The sequence below is a fragment of the Peteryoungia algae genome, from assembly GCF_030369675.1.
In the GTDB taxonomy this organism is placed as follows: domain Bacteria; phylum Pseudomonadota; class Alphaproteobacteria; order Rhizobiales; family Rhizobiaceae; genus Allorhizobium; species Allorhizobium algae.
On record NZ_CP128477.1, the window covers coordinates 3,036,938 to 3,054,699 of the forward strand.

Below are 17,762 nucleotides of genomic sequence, written 5' to 3' on the forward strand. Positions count from 1 at the left end.
CGGCGGTCTTTCCTTGAAGCCTTTCCCAGAGGAATTTGCGGCGATGGCCATGACGGCGACACAGCCCCCCTTGAGCGAACGCGGCGCGGTCGTAGAACGCCATTGGCAGGAACTCGCGGCGAAGCGGCGTATCTACACAGGCCTCGGCGCCGTCATTCTGTTGCTAGCCGTGACAGGTTCGCTCTGGTTCGCAAACGATACGAATGCCGGCAAGTTTTTTGACAGGCTGCCTTATCTCTTCGATTTCATCGGCGACCTCGCCCCTCGTGACGGATGGGAGATCTGGCGCGCCCTGTTCGACCTGCCGTCTCCCTATGATGATGGCAGTCTCAAGTACAATTACCCGGAAGGGCGGTTCTACGTTACCGAGAGCCTCTACATCCCCGAATATTTTCACAAGATGCTCGAGACGGTGAACATCGCGCTTCTGTCCACCGTGATTGCGATGATCTTCGGCTATGCCTTTGCCTTCCTCGCGGCAAGGAACACCATGCCGAACACCTGGATCCGCTGGCCGGTGCGTCGTGTCATGGAAATCCTGCGCGCCTTTCCCGAAGTGGTCATTGCCGGCTTCTTCCTGGCCATCCTGTCACTCGGCCCGATCCCGGCCATCATCGCAGTCACGGTTCACACCATCGGTGCGCTCGGCAAGATGTTCTTCGAAGTCATCGAGAACGCCGACATGCGGCCGGACGAAGGCCTGCGAGCGGTCGGCGCGAACTGGTTCGAGCGCGTCTGGTTCGCGATCACGCCCCAGGTCATGCCGAATTTCATGAGCTATTTCCTGCTGCGTCTGGAGATCAACGTACGCGCCTCGACAATCATCGGCGCTGTCGGCGGCGGCGGCATCGGCGAAGCACTCCGTCTTTCGATCGGCCAGGGCCACGAAGCAAAGACCCTCGCCATCATCCTTCTCCTTCTGTCGACAGTCATCGCCGTCGACCAATTCTCGGCCTGGCTGCGCCGCAAGCTCGTCGGCGAGCAGGCCTTCCAGTCGGTTACGTGAGGTTTCGATGTCCATGATCAACACCGCCGAACTGAACCGTCTGGCCGAGCGCTACCCGCAGGTGCTGGAGCGCAGCCTCTGGCAACGCTATCGGATCCCCTTTTCGATAGGGGTCCTCAGCTTTTACTTCCTGTTCTGCTGGTGGTTCTTTGCCATCGGCAAGACGCTGACCGAAGCCAATTGGGGCATAGCCGGAAACTATCTCGCCGATTGGGTCTCCTACGAGGTCCGCCCCGAATTCGAGATCGATCGCGACCGTGCACTGACCATCACGTATCCCCGCTTCGATCCGATCGGTCCAAATCCGAAGCCCGACTGGATCGAAACGACGCGCGAGACGATCACGCGGACCGAACCTGCACCGCCGGCCGCAGCTGCCCCGGCTTCCGCAACTCCGAAGCCCAGCTCCTCCTTCAGCTTCATGGCTCCTCCGTCTCCACAGGGATCCATCGCCACGGGCGGAGCCGATGCAGCAGCCCCTACGCCTCAAGTGACCACCGAAGAGGTGATCACGGAAGCCCGGATAACGCTCTCCGGAAACGCCCGGATCGATATCACAGGCGAGCGTGTCATGCTGGTCCGTGGCGACGAATATGTAACCCTGCTGCTGGATCCCGAGAGGGACACCGTGACGATCGACGAAGACCACCCCGACTGGGTGGAACAACGCCTTGAAGGCGGCCGCGTGATCGCCTTTTTCGGATCGGCCGGCTGGCTCGACATCTCGTCCGATCGGATCCGTGTTCGCAAGCGCTTCTTTGGCTGGGAAAACTTCATCTTCGATACCAACTCGCCCTTCTTCGGCCTCTCTTCCGCTGAAGTCTGGCAGTCGATCTCGTCCGGAGAACGTATCGACCCCAAGATGAGCAATCTGGCGCTTGCCTGGAACAACATCCTCTACAACGCCTCCTGGCAGCATCTCGACGTCTGGACGAAGCTGCTCCAGACCATCGTCATGGCTTTCATGGGAACGCTGCTGGCTTCGCTGATCGCCTTCCCCCTTTCCTTTGTTGCCGCCCGCAACATCACTCGCAACCGCCCGGTCAATCAGATCACGAAGCGCTTCTTCGACTTCGTCCGCTCGGTAGACATGCTGATCTGGGCCCTGTTCTTCACCCGCGCCTTCGGCCCCGGGCCACTGGCCGGCATTTCCGCAATTTTCGTCACGGACACCGGCACGCTCGGCAAACTCTATTCCGAGGCGCTGGAGAACATCGACGACAAGCAGCGCGAAGGCGTGAAATCGGTCGGGGCCCCGTCAGCGGCCGTACAGCGCTTCGGTGTATTGCCACAGGTCATGCCGGTTTTCGCCTCACAGGCCCTCTATTTCTGGGAATCGAACACGCGGTCGGCCACCATCATCGGTGCTGTCGGCGCAGGCGGCATTGGCCTCAAGCTCTGGGAAGCCATGCGTACCAATTCCGACTGGGAGAACGTCGCCTATATGGTTCTGCTGATCCTGATCGTGGTGTTTCTATTCGACGCCATCTCCAATAGCCTGCGCTCCCGCCTGATGGGCAAGAGCCGCCACTGACTTGCACGGTGCGGGAGCACGTCCCGCACCGCAGATAGAAAGACATGCCCTTGCGATACGCTCTTTATTTCGTCCCTTCTGCCGAATCGCCGCTCAGCCGAGCGGCAGCGGAATGGCTGGGGCGCGATGCATTCACCGGCGGGGCGCATCCGAGAAGCGTCGAGAGGGAATTTGCGGCGGAAGAACTTGATGCACTGACCGCCGATCCCCGGCGATACGGCTTTCACGCAACACTGAAAGCCCCCTTTCACCTGGCGGAAGGCATGAGCGAAGACGATCTTCTGGTCGCGTTTGCCGCCTTTGCGGAGAGAACGGCAGCGTTCGAGCTCCCCGCCGTGGTCGTCGGCCAACTCGGGCCATTCTTCGCCCTGGTCCCGGATCGGCCGCACCCGCCGCTGCAGAATTTCGCAGCCAGCGTCGTCGAAGTCTTCGAGCCCTTCCGCGCACCGCTGTCGGAGGCTGATATCGAGCGACGGAAACCCGACAGCCTGCCGTCACGCCAGCGCGAGAACCTCATGCGCTGGGGATATCCTTATGTTTTCGATGAGTTCCGTTTTCACATGACGCTGACCGGGCCCGTTCCGAAGGCCAAGGCATCCGACATGGCCAGCGTCCTCAATGACCGCTTCGCCGACTTCATTGGTCGCCCTCTGCGGATCGACGGACTTGCACTCTTCGTCGAGGCCGAGCGCGGCGCACCTTTCCTGGTCCATTCACGGCTGCCGCTGACAGCCATCCAACCGAACGGCTGACCCTTATGTCCGAACAGATTTTTTCCAACGCCCGTATCGTGCTTGAAGACCGCATCGTCGATGGCAGTGTCCTCGTTCGCGACGGCAAGATCGCCGCAATCGATGAAGGCACGAGCAGCAGCGGCGAGGACTTCGGCGGCGACTACCTGATCCCGGGCCTCGTCGAACTGCACACCGACCATCTGGAATCGCACTACTCGCCCCGTCCGGGCGTGCGCTGGCACATGACATCGGCCATCCAGGCGCATGACGCCCAGATCGTCACGTCAGGCATCACCACCGTCTTCGATTGCCTGCGCATGGGCTCAGACGAAGACGGCGGTTTCGACAAGGGCGAGATGCGCGACATGGCAGACGCTATCCAGGCCGCCGAACGGGACGACCGCTTGAGGGCGGAGCATCTGATCCACCTGCGTTGCGAGGTCGCCTCCGACAATGTGATCGAGCACTTCGCCGACTTCGAAAAAGACCCGCATGTGCGTCTCGTCTCGCTCATGGATCATTCGCCGGGCCAGCGCCAGTTCCAGACGATGGAGCAGTACACGCTCTACTACAAGACCAAGCGCGGCCTGACAGACGAACAGTTCGCCCGCTTCGTCGAGAGCCGTCTTTCGCTTTCGGAGCGCTACTCGACAGTTCATCGCAACGCTCTGGCCAAGGCCTGTGCGGAGCGTGGCATTACGGTCGCGAGCCATGACGACGCCACACTCGCCCATGTCGAGGAAGCGAGGGGCCACGGAGTGAAGCTTGCGGAGTTCCCGACCAGTTTCGAGGCCGCCGAAGCCTCGCACAAGTCCGGCATGAGCGTGCTCATGGGTGCGCCCAACGTGGTGCGCGGCAAGTCCCATTCCGGCAACATCGCCGCGCGCGATCTCGCCAAGCGCGGCCTGCTGGACGTTCTCTCATCCGACTACGTGCCACTCAGCCTGCTGCATGCCAGCTTCGTTCTGGCCGACGAGATCGATGGCATCTCCCTGCCGCAGGCGATTGCCATGGTCACGGCCACGCCGGCCCGGACCGTCAGCCTGTCTGATCGGGGTCGCATCGAATCCGGTCTGCGGGCCGACCTCGTCCGTGTCCGCCGCGACCACGGCGTTCCTGTCGTTCGTGCCGTCTGGCGGGAAGGGCGGCGGGTGGCCTGATGACGCAAGTGGCAAACGATGTTGCGCCAGAGACGAAGGCGGCAAGCGGCACCCTGATCGCCGTCGTTGGCCCGAGTGGTGTCGGCAAGGACAGCCTGATGGATATCGCCCGGCACCGTTTCGCCGGAAGAGACGACCTGCGCTTCGTTCGCCGCGTGATCACCCGTGCCGAGGACGCCGTTGGCGAAGACCATCACGCCGTCACATCAGACGCTTTCCAGGATCTCTTGAAATCCGGAGCCTTCGCGGTGAGCTGGCAGGCCCACGGCCTCGGCTATGGTATCCCCGCCGACGTCTACGACGATCTCGCCGCTGGCCATGTCGTCATCGCCAATGGATCCCGCTCGGCGCTCGACGCCTTCCACGCGGCATTCGCCCACCTCGTGGTGGTCAATGTCACCGCACGCCCGGAGATCCTGGCCAAGCGCCTCGCCTCACGTGGACGCGAGACTGCCGCCGACATCGAGGCGCGCCTTGCACGACCATCCGAGCCTCTATCGCCGCATCTGCATATCGTCACCATCGACAACAGCGGCGAGCTCGACCTTGCCGCCAAAGAGCTTGTGACGCTCATCGAGGGACTGCTCCACAAGCGATAGGGTTGGATTTACCCCCCGGAAAGCACCGTAACGCACCATGTTCTGGGAGGTATCTCGGTCAGCATTTGATGCCGCGATGTGTCTCTCTGCGGCAACCCATCGCCCATGCTGCAATGAATGCGTCAGATTTTCCCGCTTTCATCTTGACTCAGTGGGGCGCCTCACGTATGCGACGCTCGACTAAAAGCGTGGGCGAACTGCGCCTTGTGTTCTTCGCGAAACGCGAAGCTGAACCGGCGGAACGAAGGTTCCGCTCCTCCGACTGGCAAAAAGACGGCCCCTCGCAAGTGGAGAGCCGGAACGAACATGAAAGGATAAAAAATGTTCGCAGTCATCAAGACCGGCGGTAAGCAGTACCGCGTTAATGCCAACGACGTGCTGACCATCGAAAAGCTGGAAGCCGAAGCTGGTGCAACCATCGAATTCACCGAGATTCTGATCGTCGGCGAAGGCGAGACAGCGACCATTGGCGCGCCCTTCGTGGCTGGCGCCAAGGTCACGGCCGAAGTTGTCGAGCAGATGCGCGGCAAGAAGGTCATCGCCTTCAAGAAGCGTCGTCGCCAGAACTCCAAGCGTTCGCGCGGCCATCGTCAGCACCACACCGTGGTGCGTATCACCGACATCGTCGCTGCCTGAAGCGCGTCTAAGAACAAGGTTTAAAGGAGAACTCCCATGGCACACAAAAAAGCTGGCGGTTCCTCGCGCAACGGTCGCGATTCCAATTCCAAGCGCCTCGGCGTGAAGAAGTTCGGTGGCGAAGTCGTCATTCCGGGCAACATCATCGTGCGTCAGCGCGGCACCCAGTGGCATCCGGGCGCGAACGTCGGCATGGGCAAGGACCATACCATCTTTGCACTTACGGCCGGCAATGTGGACTACCGTACGAAGTCGAACGGTCGAGTCTTCGTGTCTGTAATGCCGAAAGCCGAAGCAGCGGAATAAGCCGGTAGCGCTCTAAAACAGCCGGCGTCTCATCGACCCGGCTGACCGCATCAGGTTCAGTTCAGACAAAAGGGGAGATGGGGCGCCATCTCCCCTTTTTTCTTGTCCAACGAAGGAGACTGAACCATGCAAAGTTTAATGTTGAGGGATGACCAATCACGGTCGCCCGAAGAACAGCCAAGGCCTGATCGGCCAAGGAGCGATTGCCCCGTCTTGTTGTCGCAAAGGCTCGTCCTGCGCGCACCCCACATCGAAGACATCGACGCCCTTGCCCATCTCGCCAACAACGCCGCGATTGCCACCATGGTGGCGCGCATGCCGCATCCCTACACGGCGAAAGACGCGGCCGACTTCGTGCGACGCACGAATATCGGCGAGATCGGCAAGTGCGTCTATGCCATCACGAAAGCGGACAATGGCGAGTTCCTCGGTTGCTGCGCGATGGAGCCCAATCCTGTTGACGATACAACACTGGAATTGGGGTATTGGCTGGGTGAACCCTACTGGAACAAGGGGTATGCCACCGAAGCGGCCCATGCGCTGATCGACATGGTATTCCGCACCCGCGAATGGGTGGGCCGGATCGATGCGCGATGCCGGGTGACCAACATCGCCTCGCGTCGCGTCATCCAGAAGTCCGGCTTTCAGTTCCAGGGCACCGGCATGGTCGGCAACCTCGCCATGGGCGGCACCGTTCCCGTCGAGTGGTACCGGCTCGACCGCAAGACCTGGCTGTCGCTGAAGAGCTGGGGAGACATGCGATGAGCGCGATGCTGGCGGAAAGGCCGGCGTTCAAGCCGGCAATACCTGGCCCCTGCCCGGTCATCGAAACGGAGCGCCTCGTCCTGCGTCCCCATCGGATGCAGGATGCGGATGCGATCGCTGCATCGCTCAGCGATTTCAGCGTCGTCCGCATGTTGACGCGCGTGCCGGCAACCTATGATCGGGAAGACGGCCGTGACTGGCTGAACATGGTGACGTCAGGGTTGAAGCCCGACTGGCATTTCGCCATCACGCTCGACGGCGTGCATGTTGGCGTCGCCTCCCTGGAGCTCCGGCACGGCCTCTGGCACATCGGTTACTGGCTGAACCGCTTCTACTGGGGCCGTGGCCTGATGACGGAAGCGGTCGAAGCAGCACTGGAGCGCTTCTTCCAGCGCATGCCGCAGGCCGACATCCTCGGTGGCGCCTTCGCCGACAATCCGGCATCGCTTCGCCTGCTGGAAGCGCGGGGCTTTCGGATATCAGGTGTCCGGGATGTCTTCTCCAGGGCACGCAATGCCATGTCACCTCTGGTGGAGTCACGGCTCTCGCAGGCAGACTTTGCAGCGCGCCGGCGCAAAGCATAGCCGACAATGCTCCGGGCGCTTGCCGCCCGGAGCTCAAGTTTCCGCGATTTCGACCCAGACTGGAAAATGGTCTGAGCCGCGTGCGGAATTGTCCACCCGGCAGGCCTTCAAACGATGGACGAGGCCTCCACTGACGAAACAATAGTCCAAATGCATGCGACGCGATTGATCCTCGCTGATCCAGCTGTAGCCGTCCGATGGGCGGGACCTCAAATGCGCCTCGGCATCCGTCGGATAGCCGGCCCTCGGCGCGCGCCCGTAATAGGCGTCGTTGCGACCGACCATGGCGATGTATTCGGGGCTTTCCGGCTCCATGTTGAAATCACCCATGATGAGGAAGTCCGCAGGCACCGGCAGATCGGAGATCGCGAATTCGATAGCCCCGGTCAATGGGCCACCCTCGTCCACGTAATGGCAGGCACGGTCCTTGAGAAAGTCGATCTGCGCCAGCCGCTCGTCCGGAGAGACATGATCGAGGTGAACGGAATAGACACGCAAGGCACCGCCCGGCGCATCGATGACCGTCTCGAGCGCCCCGCGCTGCAGATTGAGTTTGTCGAAAGTTCGTTTGCGCGGCAGAAGCAGGTTCCGGCTGGCGCGGATCGGATAGCGCGACAGCACCATGTTGCCGAACTGAAAACGCCGCTCGCGGAGGCGACCGTCGACGATCTGGTGGTCCACCAGGACGTCGCAGGCCGGACCAAAGGCTGCGAAATAGTCGGGAAAGAGCGCGGACATGATCTCCACCAGATCGGCGTAGTCATTCCGACTATAGCCACGGGTGACCTCTTGCAGGGCGATCACGTCGGCGTCGCGCATGCTCTCGGCGATGCGCGCAGGGTCGAAACGCCCGTCCTGCCCGATGCCATACTGGATGTTGTAGCTCACGAACTTCACGATACTCTTTGACCTCCGCGCCAAGCGGCTATATCGATGGCCGCAATCTCCGCGCAGAACCTGACAGAAGAATTGACGGCAGCAAGATGAAATTTCTCGACGAAGCTAAGGTATATATTCGCTCTGGCGACGGTGGCGCCGGTGCTGTCTCGTTTCGGCGCGAAAAATTCATCGAGTTCGGCGGCCCTGATGGTGGCGACGGCGGTCGCGGCGGCGATGTCTGGGTAGAAGCCGTCAACGGCCTCAACACGCTCATCGATTTCCGCTTCCAGCAGCATTTCAAGGCCAAGACTGGCACGCACGGCATGGGCCGCAACCGCACGGGCGCCAATGGCGAAGACGTGACGCTCAAGGTTCCTGTCGGCACGCAGATCTTCGAGGAAGACAACGAAACCCTGATCGTCGACATGACGGTCGAAGGCCAGCGTTTCAGAATTGCCAAGGGCGGCAATGGTGGCTTCGGCAATGCGCATTTCAAGACCGCGACCAACCAGGCGCCGGACTGGGCCAATCCTGGCCTCGAAGGCGAGGACAAGACTGTCTGGCTGCGGCTGAAGCTGATCGCCGACGCCGGTCTCGTCGGTCTGCCCAATGCCGGCAAATCAACCTTCCTCGCCTCGGTCACCCGCGCCCGGCCGAAGATTGCCAACTACCCCTTCACCACCCTGCATCCGAACCTCGGCGTCGCGACCATTGACGAGCGCGAGTTCATTCTCGCCGACATCCCAGGCCTGATCGAAGGTGCGCATGAAGGCGTGGGCATTGGTGACCGCTTCCTCGGCCACGTCGAACGGACCCGTGTGCTCCTGCATCTGGTCTCCTCTCAGGAAGAAGAGGTCGGCAAGGCCTACAAGACCGTGCGCCACGAACTGGATGCCTATGGCGCAGGTCTGGAGGACAAGCCGGAGATCGTGGCCTTGTCGCAGATCGACGTGCTGGATGAGGTGGAGCTGAAGAAGAAGGCAGCGGAACTGAAAAAGGCCTGCGGCCAGACGCCCCTCCTGCTTTCGGCCATCACCAACAAGGGCATGACGGATGCACTTCGCGCCCTGCGTGACGTCATTGTCGCCGCCCAGGGCAACCGGCCCCTGCCGGAAAAACGCGAAAAAAACCGTCGCAACCGCGATGACGACGGCAATCTCGAGGCCGGACTGGACGGAGAAGGCGACGACTGATGGGAACCCGGCTCCGCTCGCTCTCCCGCGTCAAGCGTGTCGTCATCAAGATCGGCTCCGCTCTGTTGGTCGATCGGGGCTCCGGCATTCGCAAGGACTGGCTCGATGCGATCAGTGACGACATCGCAGCCCTGAAGGCGCGCGGCACGGATGTGCTCGTCGTTTCCTCCGGCGCCATCGCGCTGGGCCGCACCGTGCTCGACATGCCCTCGGGCGCCCTCAAGCTGGAAGCGAGCCAGGCCTGTGCTGCGGTTGGCCAGATCGCGCTGGCCCGGCATTGGTCAGAAAGCCTCTCGCGCCACCAGATCGTCGCCGGTCAGGTTCTGCTGACGCTGGGCGATACGGAAGAGCGCCGTCGCTATCTGAACGCCCGTGCGACACTGAACCAGTTGCTCAAGATCGGCGCTGTGCCGATCATCAACGAGAACGATACGGTCGCGACCACCGAAATCCGCTACGGCGACAACGACCGGCTTGCCGCACGCGTCGCCACCATGGCCGGCGCCGACCTGCTCGTGCTGCTGTCGGACATTGACGGTCTCTACACCGCCCCGCCGCATCTCGATCCGAATGCCTTGTTCCTCGAAACGATCGAGGAGATAACGCCCGCAATCGAGGCCATGGCCGGTGGCGCCGCATCGGAACTGTCCCGCGGTGGCATGCGCACCAAGATCGACGCCGGCAAGATCGCGACAAGCGCCGGCTGCGCCATGATCATTGCATCGGGCAAGACGAAGAATCCGCTCTCCGCGATCGAGAACGGCGCGCGCCACTCCTGGTTTGCGGCGTCCAAGTCCCCCGTCACCGCGCGGAAAACCTGGATTGCGGGTCAGCTGCAGCCTGCAGGCACCCTGCAGGTCGATATCGGCGCCGAGGGGGCGTTGCGTTCCGGCAAGAGCCTTCTGCCGGCTGGCGTGCGATCCGTGTCTGGCGCTTTCCACCGCGGCGATACCGTCTCGATCGTGACAACAGACGGACGCGAGATCGCCCGCGGCCTCGCGGGCTACGACGCCGAGGAGGCCCGGCGAATTTGCGGCCGCAAATCGAACGAAATCGGGCAGATTCTCGGCTATGCCGGTCGCGCTGCGATGATTCACCGGGACGACCTCGTCATGACCGAACTCGGGCAGCGCGAAGCCAGTACCGAAGACCGGAAGGATGCAGCCCATGCTTGATACCGTGTCGAACCAAAATTCCGTCGAAGGACTGATGCTCGGCATCGGCCGTCGCGCCCGCGCAGCTGCCCGACCGCTGGCCATCGCTTCTGCCGAAGCCAAGAACACGGCACTATTGGCCATGGCCGACGCCCTTGTCGCAGCGGAAGCTGATATCCTCGCGGCGAATGCGCTCGACCTGAAGCATGCAGCAGAGGCCGGCCTTGCTGCCTCTTTCGTCGATCGCCTGACCCTCGATTCGACCCGCGTTGCGGCAATCGCGCAGTCGATGCGCGAAATCGCCGAGCTTGCGGACCCGGTCGGCACCATCATCACCGAATGGGATCGCCCGAACGGCTTGCATATAGAGCGTGTCCGCACCCCGCTTGGCGTCATCGGCGTCATCTATGAGAGCCGGCCAAACGTCACCGCCGATGCCGGCGCTCTTTGCCTCAAGGCCGGCAATGCCGTCATCTTGCGCGGAGGCTCGGATTCCGCCCATTCCTCGCGCGCCATCCATGCCTGCCTGGTCAAGGGCCTTGTCGCCGCCGACCTTCCGGCCGATGCGATCCAGCTCGTGCCCACCACCGATCGTGCAGCCGTCGGCGCACTGCTCTCAGGCCTCGAAGGCTCCATTGACGTGATCGTCCCACGCGGCGGCAAGAGCCTCGTTGCCCGCGTCCAGCAGGAAGCGCGTGTGCCGGTCTTCGCCCATCTCGAAGGCCTCTGCCATGTCTATGTCGACAGCTCCGCCGACCTCGACATGGCGAGGAAGATCATCGTCAATGCCAAGATGCGCCGCACGGGCATTTGCGGATCCGCCGAAACCCTGCTCGTCGACAGCGCCGCAATCGCCACCCATTTGCAGCCGCTGATCGAAGCACTGACGGAAGCCGGTTGCGAGATCCGTGCCTCGGCCACGGTGCTCCGCATCATTCCGGGCCTGAAGCCTGCGACGGAAGAAGACTGGCGCACCGAATATCTCGACGCGGTCATCTCCGTTGCCGTGGTCGATGGCATAGGTGGTGCGATCGATCATATCGCCCGCTATTCGTCGAACCACACGGAAGCGGTGGTCGCCGAAGATCCTGATGTCGTCGAGCGCTTCTTCAACGAGATCGATTCGGCCATCTTGCTGCACAACGCCTCGACCCAGTTTGCCGATGGTGGCGAATTCGGCATGGGCGCCGAGATCGGCATCGCCACCGGCAAGATGCATGCGCGCGGCCCCGTTGGCGTCGAACAGCTGACCTCCTTCAAGTATCGCGTCCGCGGCAATGGCCAGGTCCGTCCCTGACGTGGCGCAAGCGGAACTCGCCCATCGCCATACAGTAATGCCTCATGTCGAACGTGGCATGGTGGTCGGTCTCTTCGGTGGCTCCTTCAATCCGCCACATCCGGGACACCTGCTTGTGGCCGAGATCGCCCTGCGTCGCCTGGGTCTCGACCAGCTATGGTGGCTGGTGACCCCCGGCAACCCGCTGAAGAATCAGAAGGAGCTGGCGCCGCTTGCCGAACGCCTGGCCGCGTGCGAAGCGCTGGCTGGAGATCCACGGATCAAGGTGACGGCATTCGAGAAGACGCTCGGCACGAGCTATACGGCGAGAACTCTGGAATTCATTCGGTCCCGAAATCCGCATGTTCATTTCATCTGGATCATGGGCGCCGACAATCTGGCCGGTTTCCATCACTGGCAACGCTGGCAGAAGATCGCGACCACCCTGCCGATTGCCGTCATCGACCGTCCCGGCTCGACGCTCGCCTATCTCTCGTCGAAGATGGCGCGCACCTTCGATTTCGCGCGGATCGATGAGGAAGACGCCGGTGTGCTCTGGCAGAAGCGGGCGCCGGCCTGGACCTTCATCCACGGGCCCCGCTCGGCGCTGAGTTCGTCGGCAATTCGGGCAGCGGGCACCCTGCCGCGTCCATGACGGGATGAGGGCCACATTTCCGACCATGCCTTGAAAATTTAAAGGATCGATGCCACCTTTTAGCTGCGATCCGAGTTATGAGAATCGCAGACGTGCTGTTCTGTTTTGCCAAGGAAAGGACGAACTCTGACAACAGTACACACCAAGGGACGTGCCTCCCGCGCTATCCCGAAGAGCATGGAACGTGGCGCCGATGCTGCAGCCCGTGCACTTGAGCTGGTCCTCGCAAGCCTCGAGGACTCGAAGGCAGAAGACATCGTCTCCATCGACATTGCCGGAAAATCGGCGCTGGGCGACTACATGGTAGTCGTATCCGGACGCTCGAACCGTCATGTCTCGGCGATCAGCGAACACCTCATTTCCGACTTGAAGGACGAAGGCCTGGGTTCTGCCCGCGTCGAAGGCCTGGAGACCGGCGATTGGGTCCTGATCGACACGGGAGACATCATCGTGCATGTGTTCCGACCTGAAATTCGCGAGGTCTACAATCTCGAAAGGATGTGGGCCACTCCGGACATCGAGGACCGCCTGCACTGAAAACGGCCGGCCGTCCGTCGGACGGTCCCGAAGCCGGATTGACACGGCGGGGCACTTCCTGCCGATAGAGATGGTTTTGTGACCTGAAATTGGGACCGCCCGCATGAAGATTGGCATCTATGCCGTTGGCCGGCTGAAAGCCGGGCCGGAGAAGGAACTTGCGTCCCGCTATCTGGACCGTCTTGCCAAGGCCGGACCGCAATGCGGCCTCGAATTCACGCGCTCCGTGGAGCTGAATGAAAGCCGCGCCGGCAATACCGACACGAGAAAGCGCGAGGAAGCTGCAGAGCTTTCCCGCCAGATCCCCGACGGCGCGCTCATTGTGGTTCTCGACGAACGCGGCAAGGCCTTCGACAGCGCCGAATTTGCGAAGTTCGTCGGTGACGCTGCCGACAACGGCCAGCGCGACATGGCCTTCGTCATCGGCGGGGCCGACGGCATCGACCCGGAGCTACGCGATCGTGCCCGCCTCGTCCTCAATCTTGGCAAGCTAACCTGGCCGCATCAGCTCGTTCGTATCCTGATCGCCGAGCAACTCTACCGCGCCGTGACCATCCTGACGGGCCACCCCTACCACCGCGTTTGAACGCCTGGGGCCGATCGTCGAGGCGGTGCTTTGCCTAGAGCGCAAATCAGCGTATTTTCCCGCCGAACCGGATGAACCTCTTGCCCATCGCAGCAGCCGACACCACCCACGCCTCGAAAGCCCGCCAAAGGCGGGCCGTTCTGGCTGTGGCCTGTGTCATGGCCAGTCTCCTGGTGTCCACTGCTCCATATTCGACGCAAGCCCAGCAGGCAGAGACATCCGCAACGGGGCCCGCACCTGGCGCAGGCGAGACGAGCGAGACGCTGTCCGCGCTTCCTTCAGCGACAGTCGACCGGATCGTGCCGCAGGAAACGGCTGATCCCGCGCTCGAATTGCGCGCCAAACGCGACCAGGTCAGCTCCGAATTGCGGGACATTGCCGCCAGCATGAAGCTGTCAGAGGAAAAAGCGACCGAGCTTCAGCAAAGCATCGAGGAGCTCGAGAAAACCTCGGAAAGCCTGAAGACGGCTTTGATCGAGTCCGCAAAGCGTCGCAAGGATATTGAAAAGCAGATCAGCGAAGGCGAAAGACGTCTCGCCGATATCGGCCTGCGCGAAGATGACATTAGAGCCTCTTTCCGGGAACGTCGGACCATGCTTGCCGAGGTCCTCGCAGCTCTCCAGCGCATGGGGCGCAATCCACCCCCGGCGCTACTCGTCAGCCCCGAAGATGCACTTGGATCGGTTCGCACGGCGATCCTGCTGGGAGCGGTCGTGCCCGGCATCCGGCACGAGACCGACAAGCTGGCCGCCGATCTCGAAGAGTTGATCGCGCTCCGCGAAGCCGGAAAGAAGGAGATGGACGCCATGGTGGTCGCCATCGCCAACCGCCAGGAAGAAGAGCGACGAATGGATCTTCTGGTTGCGGAGAACGAACGCGTCGCTCGGACCAATTCGCTTCAGCTTCAGGCGGAACGCAAGCAATCAGAAGCACTTGCGGAGCGTGCCACGACGATGGAAGCACTGATCCGTTCGCTTGAAAACGAGATCACCTCTGTCCGTCAGGCCGCCGAACTTGCTCGGGCTGAAGAAGAAAGACGCAGCCAGATGAGCGAAGAACAGAGAGCCCGCGCTCTGGAGCTCGCCCAGTCTGGACTGCCCGATAAAAACCGTATTGCGCCAGCATATCCTTTCAATGATCTGAAGCAGAAACTGGAATTGCCGATTGCCGGCGAAACCCTGCGTCAGTTCGGTGACCCGGACGGGACAGGCCACCAGGCTCAGGGCATCGTCATTGCCTCACAGCCCGGCGCGCTCGTTACTGCGCCCGCGGATGCATGGGTGGTGTTTGCTGGAAATTTCCGGAGCTACGGCCAGATGATCATTCTGAACACGGGCGACGGCTATCACATGGTGCTGTCAGGCATGGACCGGATCAGCACCAGTCAAGGCAAGTTCGTGCTCTCCGGGGAGCCTCTGGCGACCATGGGTGAGAAAAGAGTGGCCAGCGCCACCGCTTTGGCGCTGGAAACCGATCGGCCAACACTTTACATTGAACTTCGGAAAGACGGTAAACCGGTTGATTCCCGCCCCTGGTGGGTCGGAGGCGATTCTGGAAAGGCACAGAATGATACGTAGGGTCTCTCTTCTCCTCGTCGGCGCACTGATGGGCGCAACTGCGATGAGCGTCATCTATTCCGCAGGCGTTCCGGCCCAAGCCGCTGGCAACTCCACCTATAGGGAACTCTCGATCTTCGGAGACGTCTTCGAGCGCATTCGTGCGCAATACGTCACGCCGCCGGACGAGAACAAGCTGGTCGAAAGTGCCATCAACGGCATGCTGACCTCGCTCGACCCGCACTCCGTCTACATGAATGCCAAGGATGCGGCGGACATGCAGACCCAGACGCGTGGCGAGTTCGGCGGCATCGGCATCGAAGTCACCATGGAAGAGGAACTCGTAAAGGTCATCACGCCGATCGACGATACGCCCGGCGCCAAGGCCGGCATCCTTGCCGGCGACTTCATCTCGGAAATCAACGGTGAATCCGTTCGCGGCCTCAAACTCGAGGAAGCCGTCGAGAAGATGCGTGGCGCAGTCAACACCCCGATCAAGCTGACCATCCTGCGCGAAGGTGCCGACAAGCCGCTCGACATCACCGTCACCCGCGAAATCATTCCGATCCGCGCCGTCAAGTCGCGCGTCGAGGGCGATGTCGGCTATCTCCGCGTCATCTCGTTCACCGAGAAGACCTATGACGACCTGGAAGCCGCGATCGAAAAGATCAAGAAGGAATTGCCGGGCGACAAGCTGAAAGGCTATGTCCTCGACCTGCGCCTCAATCCGGGCGGCCTTCTCGACCAGGCAATCTACGTTTCAGACGCCTTCCTGGAGCGTGGCGAAGTGGTATCGACCCGCTCCCGCGATCCGCAGGACACCCGCCGCTTCAACGCGACGGCCGGTGACCTGACCGATGGCAAGCCTGTCATCGTGCTTGTCAACGGCGGCTCTGCATCGGCGTCGGAAATCGTTGCCGGCGCCCTGCAGGACCTGAAGCGGGCAACGGTGCTCGGCACGCGCTCCTTCGGCAAGGGATCGGTTCAGACGATCATCCCGATGGGCGAAAAGGGTGCGCTGCGGCTCACCACGGCGCTCTACTACACGCCGTCTGGAAAATCGATCCAGGGGACCGGCATCGAACCCGACATCAAGGTGGATCAGCCGCTTCCGGAAGAACTTCAGGGCAAGGTTCGCACGGAAGGCGAATCCTCGCTGCCGGGCCACATCAAGGGGCAGGACGAAGGCGAGGAAGGTTCGGGCTCCGTTGCTTACGTGCCGCCGGAAGCCAAGGACGATGTCCAGCTCAACTACGCACTCGATCTGCTGCGCGGCGTGAAGAACGATCCGGCCTTCCCGGCCGATCCGCAGAAGGCGTCGCTTCAGTAAAGACCTCAATCGGCCGCCCGCGTATCCAGGATACGCGGGCGGCCTCTTCGTATCCGGGCCGCCGGCATCACTGGAAGTTTCGCATGGACCTTCATGCACCGCTCGGTCAGGGGCGAAAGGACAAGAGCCGAGGCAAGGCGCGCCTCCGCGTGTCTACCGTGTCGTCCGCGTTTGCCGTTCTCGCCCTGTTCGGCCTGTCTGCCTGGACAGCCCTGTCGCCCGTAGCACTGCGCAACGAACCACCGATCGGCCTGACGCCCACACCCCCGCAAGCAAGTGAAATCGCCGAAAGCGAGACTGACCGCAATCCGAAGGATGGACCTGCCGGCATTGCGACCAGCGGCCCGAACGACGGTGCCGTCATCCGCCGCACGACGACGGCCGATGGCAATGTGGTGACCACGTTCAGCCCCAATGCCCGCAAGGGCCCTGTTGTCATCGGCTCGAGCCCCACCCAGGATCCGCGTCTGGCCGGCCAGCCCAACGAGGAGCTGATCGAAATGACGGACGCGGGTGGACTTCCCACCGTCTCCGCTTCCGGTCTCCGCCCCGTCGACTTCTACGCCCGTCCATGGTCAGGCGCACGCGGCACCCGCATTGCAATCGTCATCGGCGGCATCGGCCTCAGCCAGACAGGCAGCCAGAAAGCCATTCGCGACCTGCCGGAGGACATCACGCTCGCTTTCGCCGCGACCGGCAACAGCTTGCAGCGCTGGATGCAGGAGGCCCGCCGCAAGGGACACGAAATCGTCCTGCAGGTGCCGATGGAACCTTTCGATTATCCCGCCATGGATCCGGGACGCGGCACGCTGCTCGCCGAAAAGGCGGCGACGAGCAATCTCGCCAACCTCCATCAGGCCATGGCGCAGATCACCAATTACACCGGCATCATGAACTACATGGGCGCCCGGTTCCTGGCCGATGACAAGGCCATGGACCCTGTCATGCGCGATATTGGCGAACGTGGACTGATGTTCCTCGATGACGGCTCCACGGCACGCTCCCTGTCCGGCGATTTCGCCAAGGCAATCGGCATCCCACATGCCTATGCCGACGTCATGATCGACGCGCAGGTCGATCGCCGGGCGATCCTGGCCAAGCTCGACGAGCTGGAACGCATTGCCCGGCGCAACGGCCAGGCCGTCGGGGTCGGCGCCGCCTTTGACGAGACGATTTCAGCTGTCAGCGAATGGCGGGACGAAGCCGTTGCCCGCGGCATAGAATTTGTCGGCGTTTCAGCATTGGCCAATGAAAACAGACCCTGAGGACCGC

General features: G+C 62.0%; 19 protein-coding genes. 18 read left to right on the top strand and 1 reads right to left on the bottom strand.

The window, feature by feature from the left end; genetic code table 11:
• Positions 1-43 precede the first annotated feature (43 nt).
• From phnE (QTL56_RS14400) to QTL56_RS14440, 9 genes are all read left to right on the top strand, one after another.
• Complete coding sequence (gene phnE / locus QTL56_RS14400) at positions 44-1,006, top strand: phosphonate ABC transporter, permease protein PhnE (protein ID WP_229575204.1); 963 nt, start codon at positions 44-46, stop codon at positions 1,004-1,006.
• Between the two features lie 7 nt (positions 1,007-1,013).
• Positions 1,014-2,540 carry a phosphonate ABC transporter, permease protein PhnE gene (gene phnE / locus QTL56_RS14405; RefSeq protein WP_245137321.1) on the top strand — a complete coding sequence of 509 codons (1,527 nt, stop codon included), beginning with the start codon at positions 1,014-1,016 and terminating at the stop codon, positions 2,538-2,540.
• Between the two features lie 50 nt (positions 2,541-2,590).
• Positions 2,591-3,292, top strand: coding sequence for a DUF1045 domain-containing protein (locus tag QTL56_RS14410; RefSeq protein WP_245137320.1), 702 nt, complete (start codon positions 2,591-2,593; stop codon positions 3,290-3,292).
• A 5-nt stretch (positions 3,293-3,297) separates the two neighbouring features.
• A complete protein-coding gene (locus QTL56_RS14415; protein ID WP_245137319.1) occupies positions 3,298-4,434 on the top strand; it encodes an alpha-D-ribose 1-methylphosphonate 5-triphosphate diphosphatase in 1,137 nt (378 codons plus the stop codon).
• A complete protein-coding gene (gene phnN, locus QTL56_RS14420) occupies positions 4,434-5,033 on the top strand; it encodes a phosphonate metabolism protein/1,5-bisphosphokinase (PRPP-forming) PhnN (protein ID WP_245137318.1) in 600 nt (199 codons plus the stop codon). Before QTL56_RS14415 ends, phnN begins: the two co-directional genes overlap by 1 nt.
• A 321-nt stretch (positions 5,034-5,354) precedes the next feature.
• Positions 5,355-5,669, top strand: coding sequence for a 50S ribosomal protein L21 (rplU, locus tag QTL56_RS14425; RefSeq protein WP_076396955.1), 315 nt, complete (start codon positions 5,355-5,357; stop codon positions 5,667-5,669).
• A 36-nt stretch (positions 5,670-5,705) separates the two neighbouring features.
• A complete protein-coding gene (rpmA, locus tag QTL56_RS14430) occupies positions 5,706-5,975 on the top strand; it encodes a 50S ribosomal protein L27 (protein WP_112239648.1) in 270 nt (89 codons plus the stop codon).
• A gap of 126 nt (positions 5,976-6,101) precedes the next feature.
• Positions 6,102-6,740, top strand: coding sequence for a GNAT family N-acetyltransferase (locus QTL56_RS14435; protein ID WP_245137317.1), 639 nt, complete (start codon positions 6,102-6,104; stop codon positions 6,738-6,740).
• A complete protein-coding gene (locus QTL56_RS14440) occupies positions 6,737-7,324 on the top strand; it encodes a GNAT family N-acetyltransferase (protein ID WP_245137316.1) in 588 nt (195 codons plus the stop codon). The genes QTL56_RS14435 and QTL56_RS14440 overlap by 4 nt, the downstream gene beginning before the upstream one ends.
• Positions 7,325-7,357: 33 nt before the next feature.
• On the opposite strand, the gene QTL56_RS14445 is transcribed toward QTL56_RS14440, so the two are convergent.
• Entirely contained in the window at positions 7,358-8,221 is an 864-nt protein-coding gene (locus QTL56_RS14445) for an endonuclease/exonuclease/phosphatase family protein (RefSeq protein ID WP_245137315.1), read from the bottom strand.
• Positions 8,222-8,307: 86 nt separating this feature from the next.
• Here QTL56_RS14445 and obgE point away from each other — a divergent pair, with 86 nt between their 5' ends.
• From obgE to QTL56_RS14490, 9 genes are all read left to right on the top strand, one after another.
• Complete coding sequence (gene obgE / locus QTL56_RS14450) at positions 8,308-9,396, top strand: GTPase ObgE (protein ID WP_229575212.1); 1,089 nt, start codon at positions 8,308-8,310, stop codon at positions 9,394-9,396.
• Positions 9,396-10,571 carry a glutamate 5-kinase gene (gene proB / locus QTL56_RS14455; protein WP_245137314.1) on the top strand — a complete coding sequence of 392 codons (1,176 nt, stop codon included), beginning with the start codon at positions 9,396-9,398 and terminating at the stop codon, positions 10,569-10,571. The genes obgE and proB overlap by 1 nt, the downstream gene beginning before the upstream one ends.
• Complete coding sequence (locus QTL56_RS14460; RefSeq protein ID WP_245137313.1) at positions 10,564-11,847, top strand: glutamate-5-semialdehyde dehydrogenase; 1,284 nt, start codon at positions 10,564-10,566, stop codon at positions 11,845-11,847. The genes proB and QTL56_RS14460 overlap by 8 nt, the downstream gene beginning before the upstream one ends.
• Positions 11,828-12,481 (top strand): nicotinate-nucleotide adenylyltransferase, encoded by a 654-nt coding sequence (locus tag QTL56_RS14465; protein ID WP_245137312.1) that lies wholly within the window; start codon positions 11,828-11,830, stop codon positions 12,479-12,481. The genes QTL56_RS14460 and QTL56_RS14465 overlap by 20 nt, the downstream gene beginning before the upstream one ends.
• Before the next feature lie 177 nt (positions 12,482-12,658).
• Entirely contained in the window at positions 12,659-13,018 is a 360-nt protein-coding gene (gene rsfS / locus QTL56_RS14470) for a ribosome silencing factor (protein WP_245137311.1), read from the top strand.
• Between the two features lie 103 nt (positions 13,019-13,121).
• Positions 13,122-13,604, top strand: coding sequence for a 23S rRNA (pseudouridine(1915)-N(3))-methyltransferase RlmH (rlmH, locus tag QTL56_RS14475; protein ID WP_245137310.1), 483 nt, complete (start codon positions 13,122-13,124; stop codon positions 13,602-13,604).
• 158 nt (positions 13,605-13,762) lie between these two features.
• A complete protein-coding gene (locus QTL56_RS14480; protein WP_245137487.1) occupies positions 13,763-15,181 on the top strand; it encodes a murein hydrolase activator EnvC family protein in 1,419 nt (472 codons plus the stop codon).
• Positions 15,171-16,490 carry a S41 family peptidase gene (locus QTL56_RS14485; RefSeq protein ID WP_229575218.1) on the top strand — a complete coding sequence of 440 codons (1,320 nt, stop codon included), beginning with the start codon at positions 15,171-15,173 and terminating at the stop codon, positions 16,488-16,490. The genes QTL56_RS14480 and QTL56_RS14485 overlap by 11 nt, the downstream gene beginning before the upstream one ends.
• 83 nt (positions 16,491-16,573) lie before the next feature.
• Complete coding sequence (locus tag QTL56_RS14490; protein WP_245137309.1) at positions 16,574-17,755, top strand: divergent polysaccharide deacetylase family protein; 1,182 nt, start codon at positions 16,574-16,576, stop codon at positions 17,753-17,755.
• The last annotated feature ends 7 nt before the right edge of the window (positions 17,756-17,762 follow it).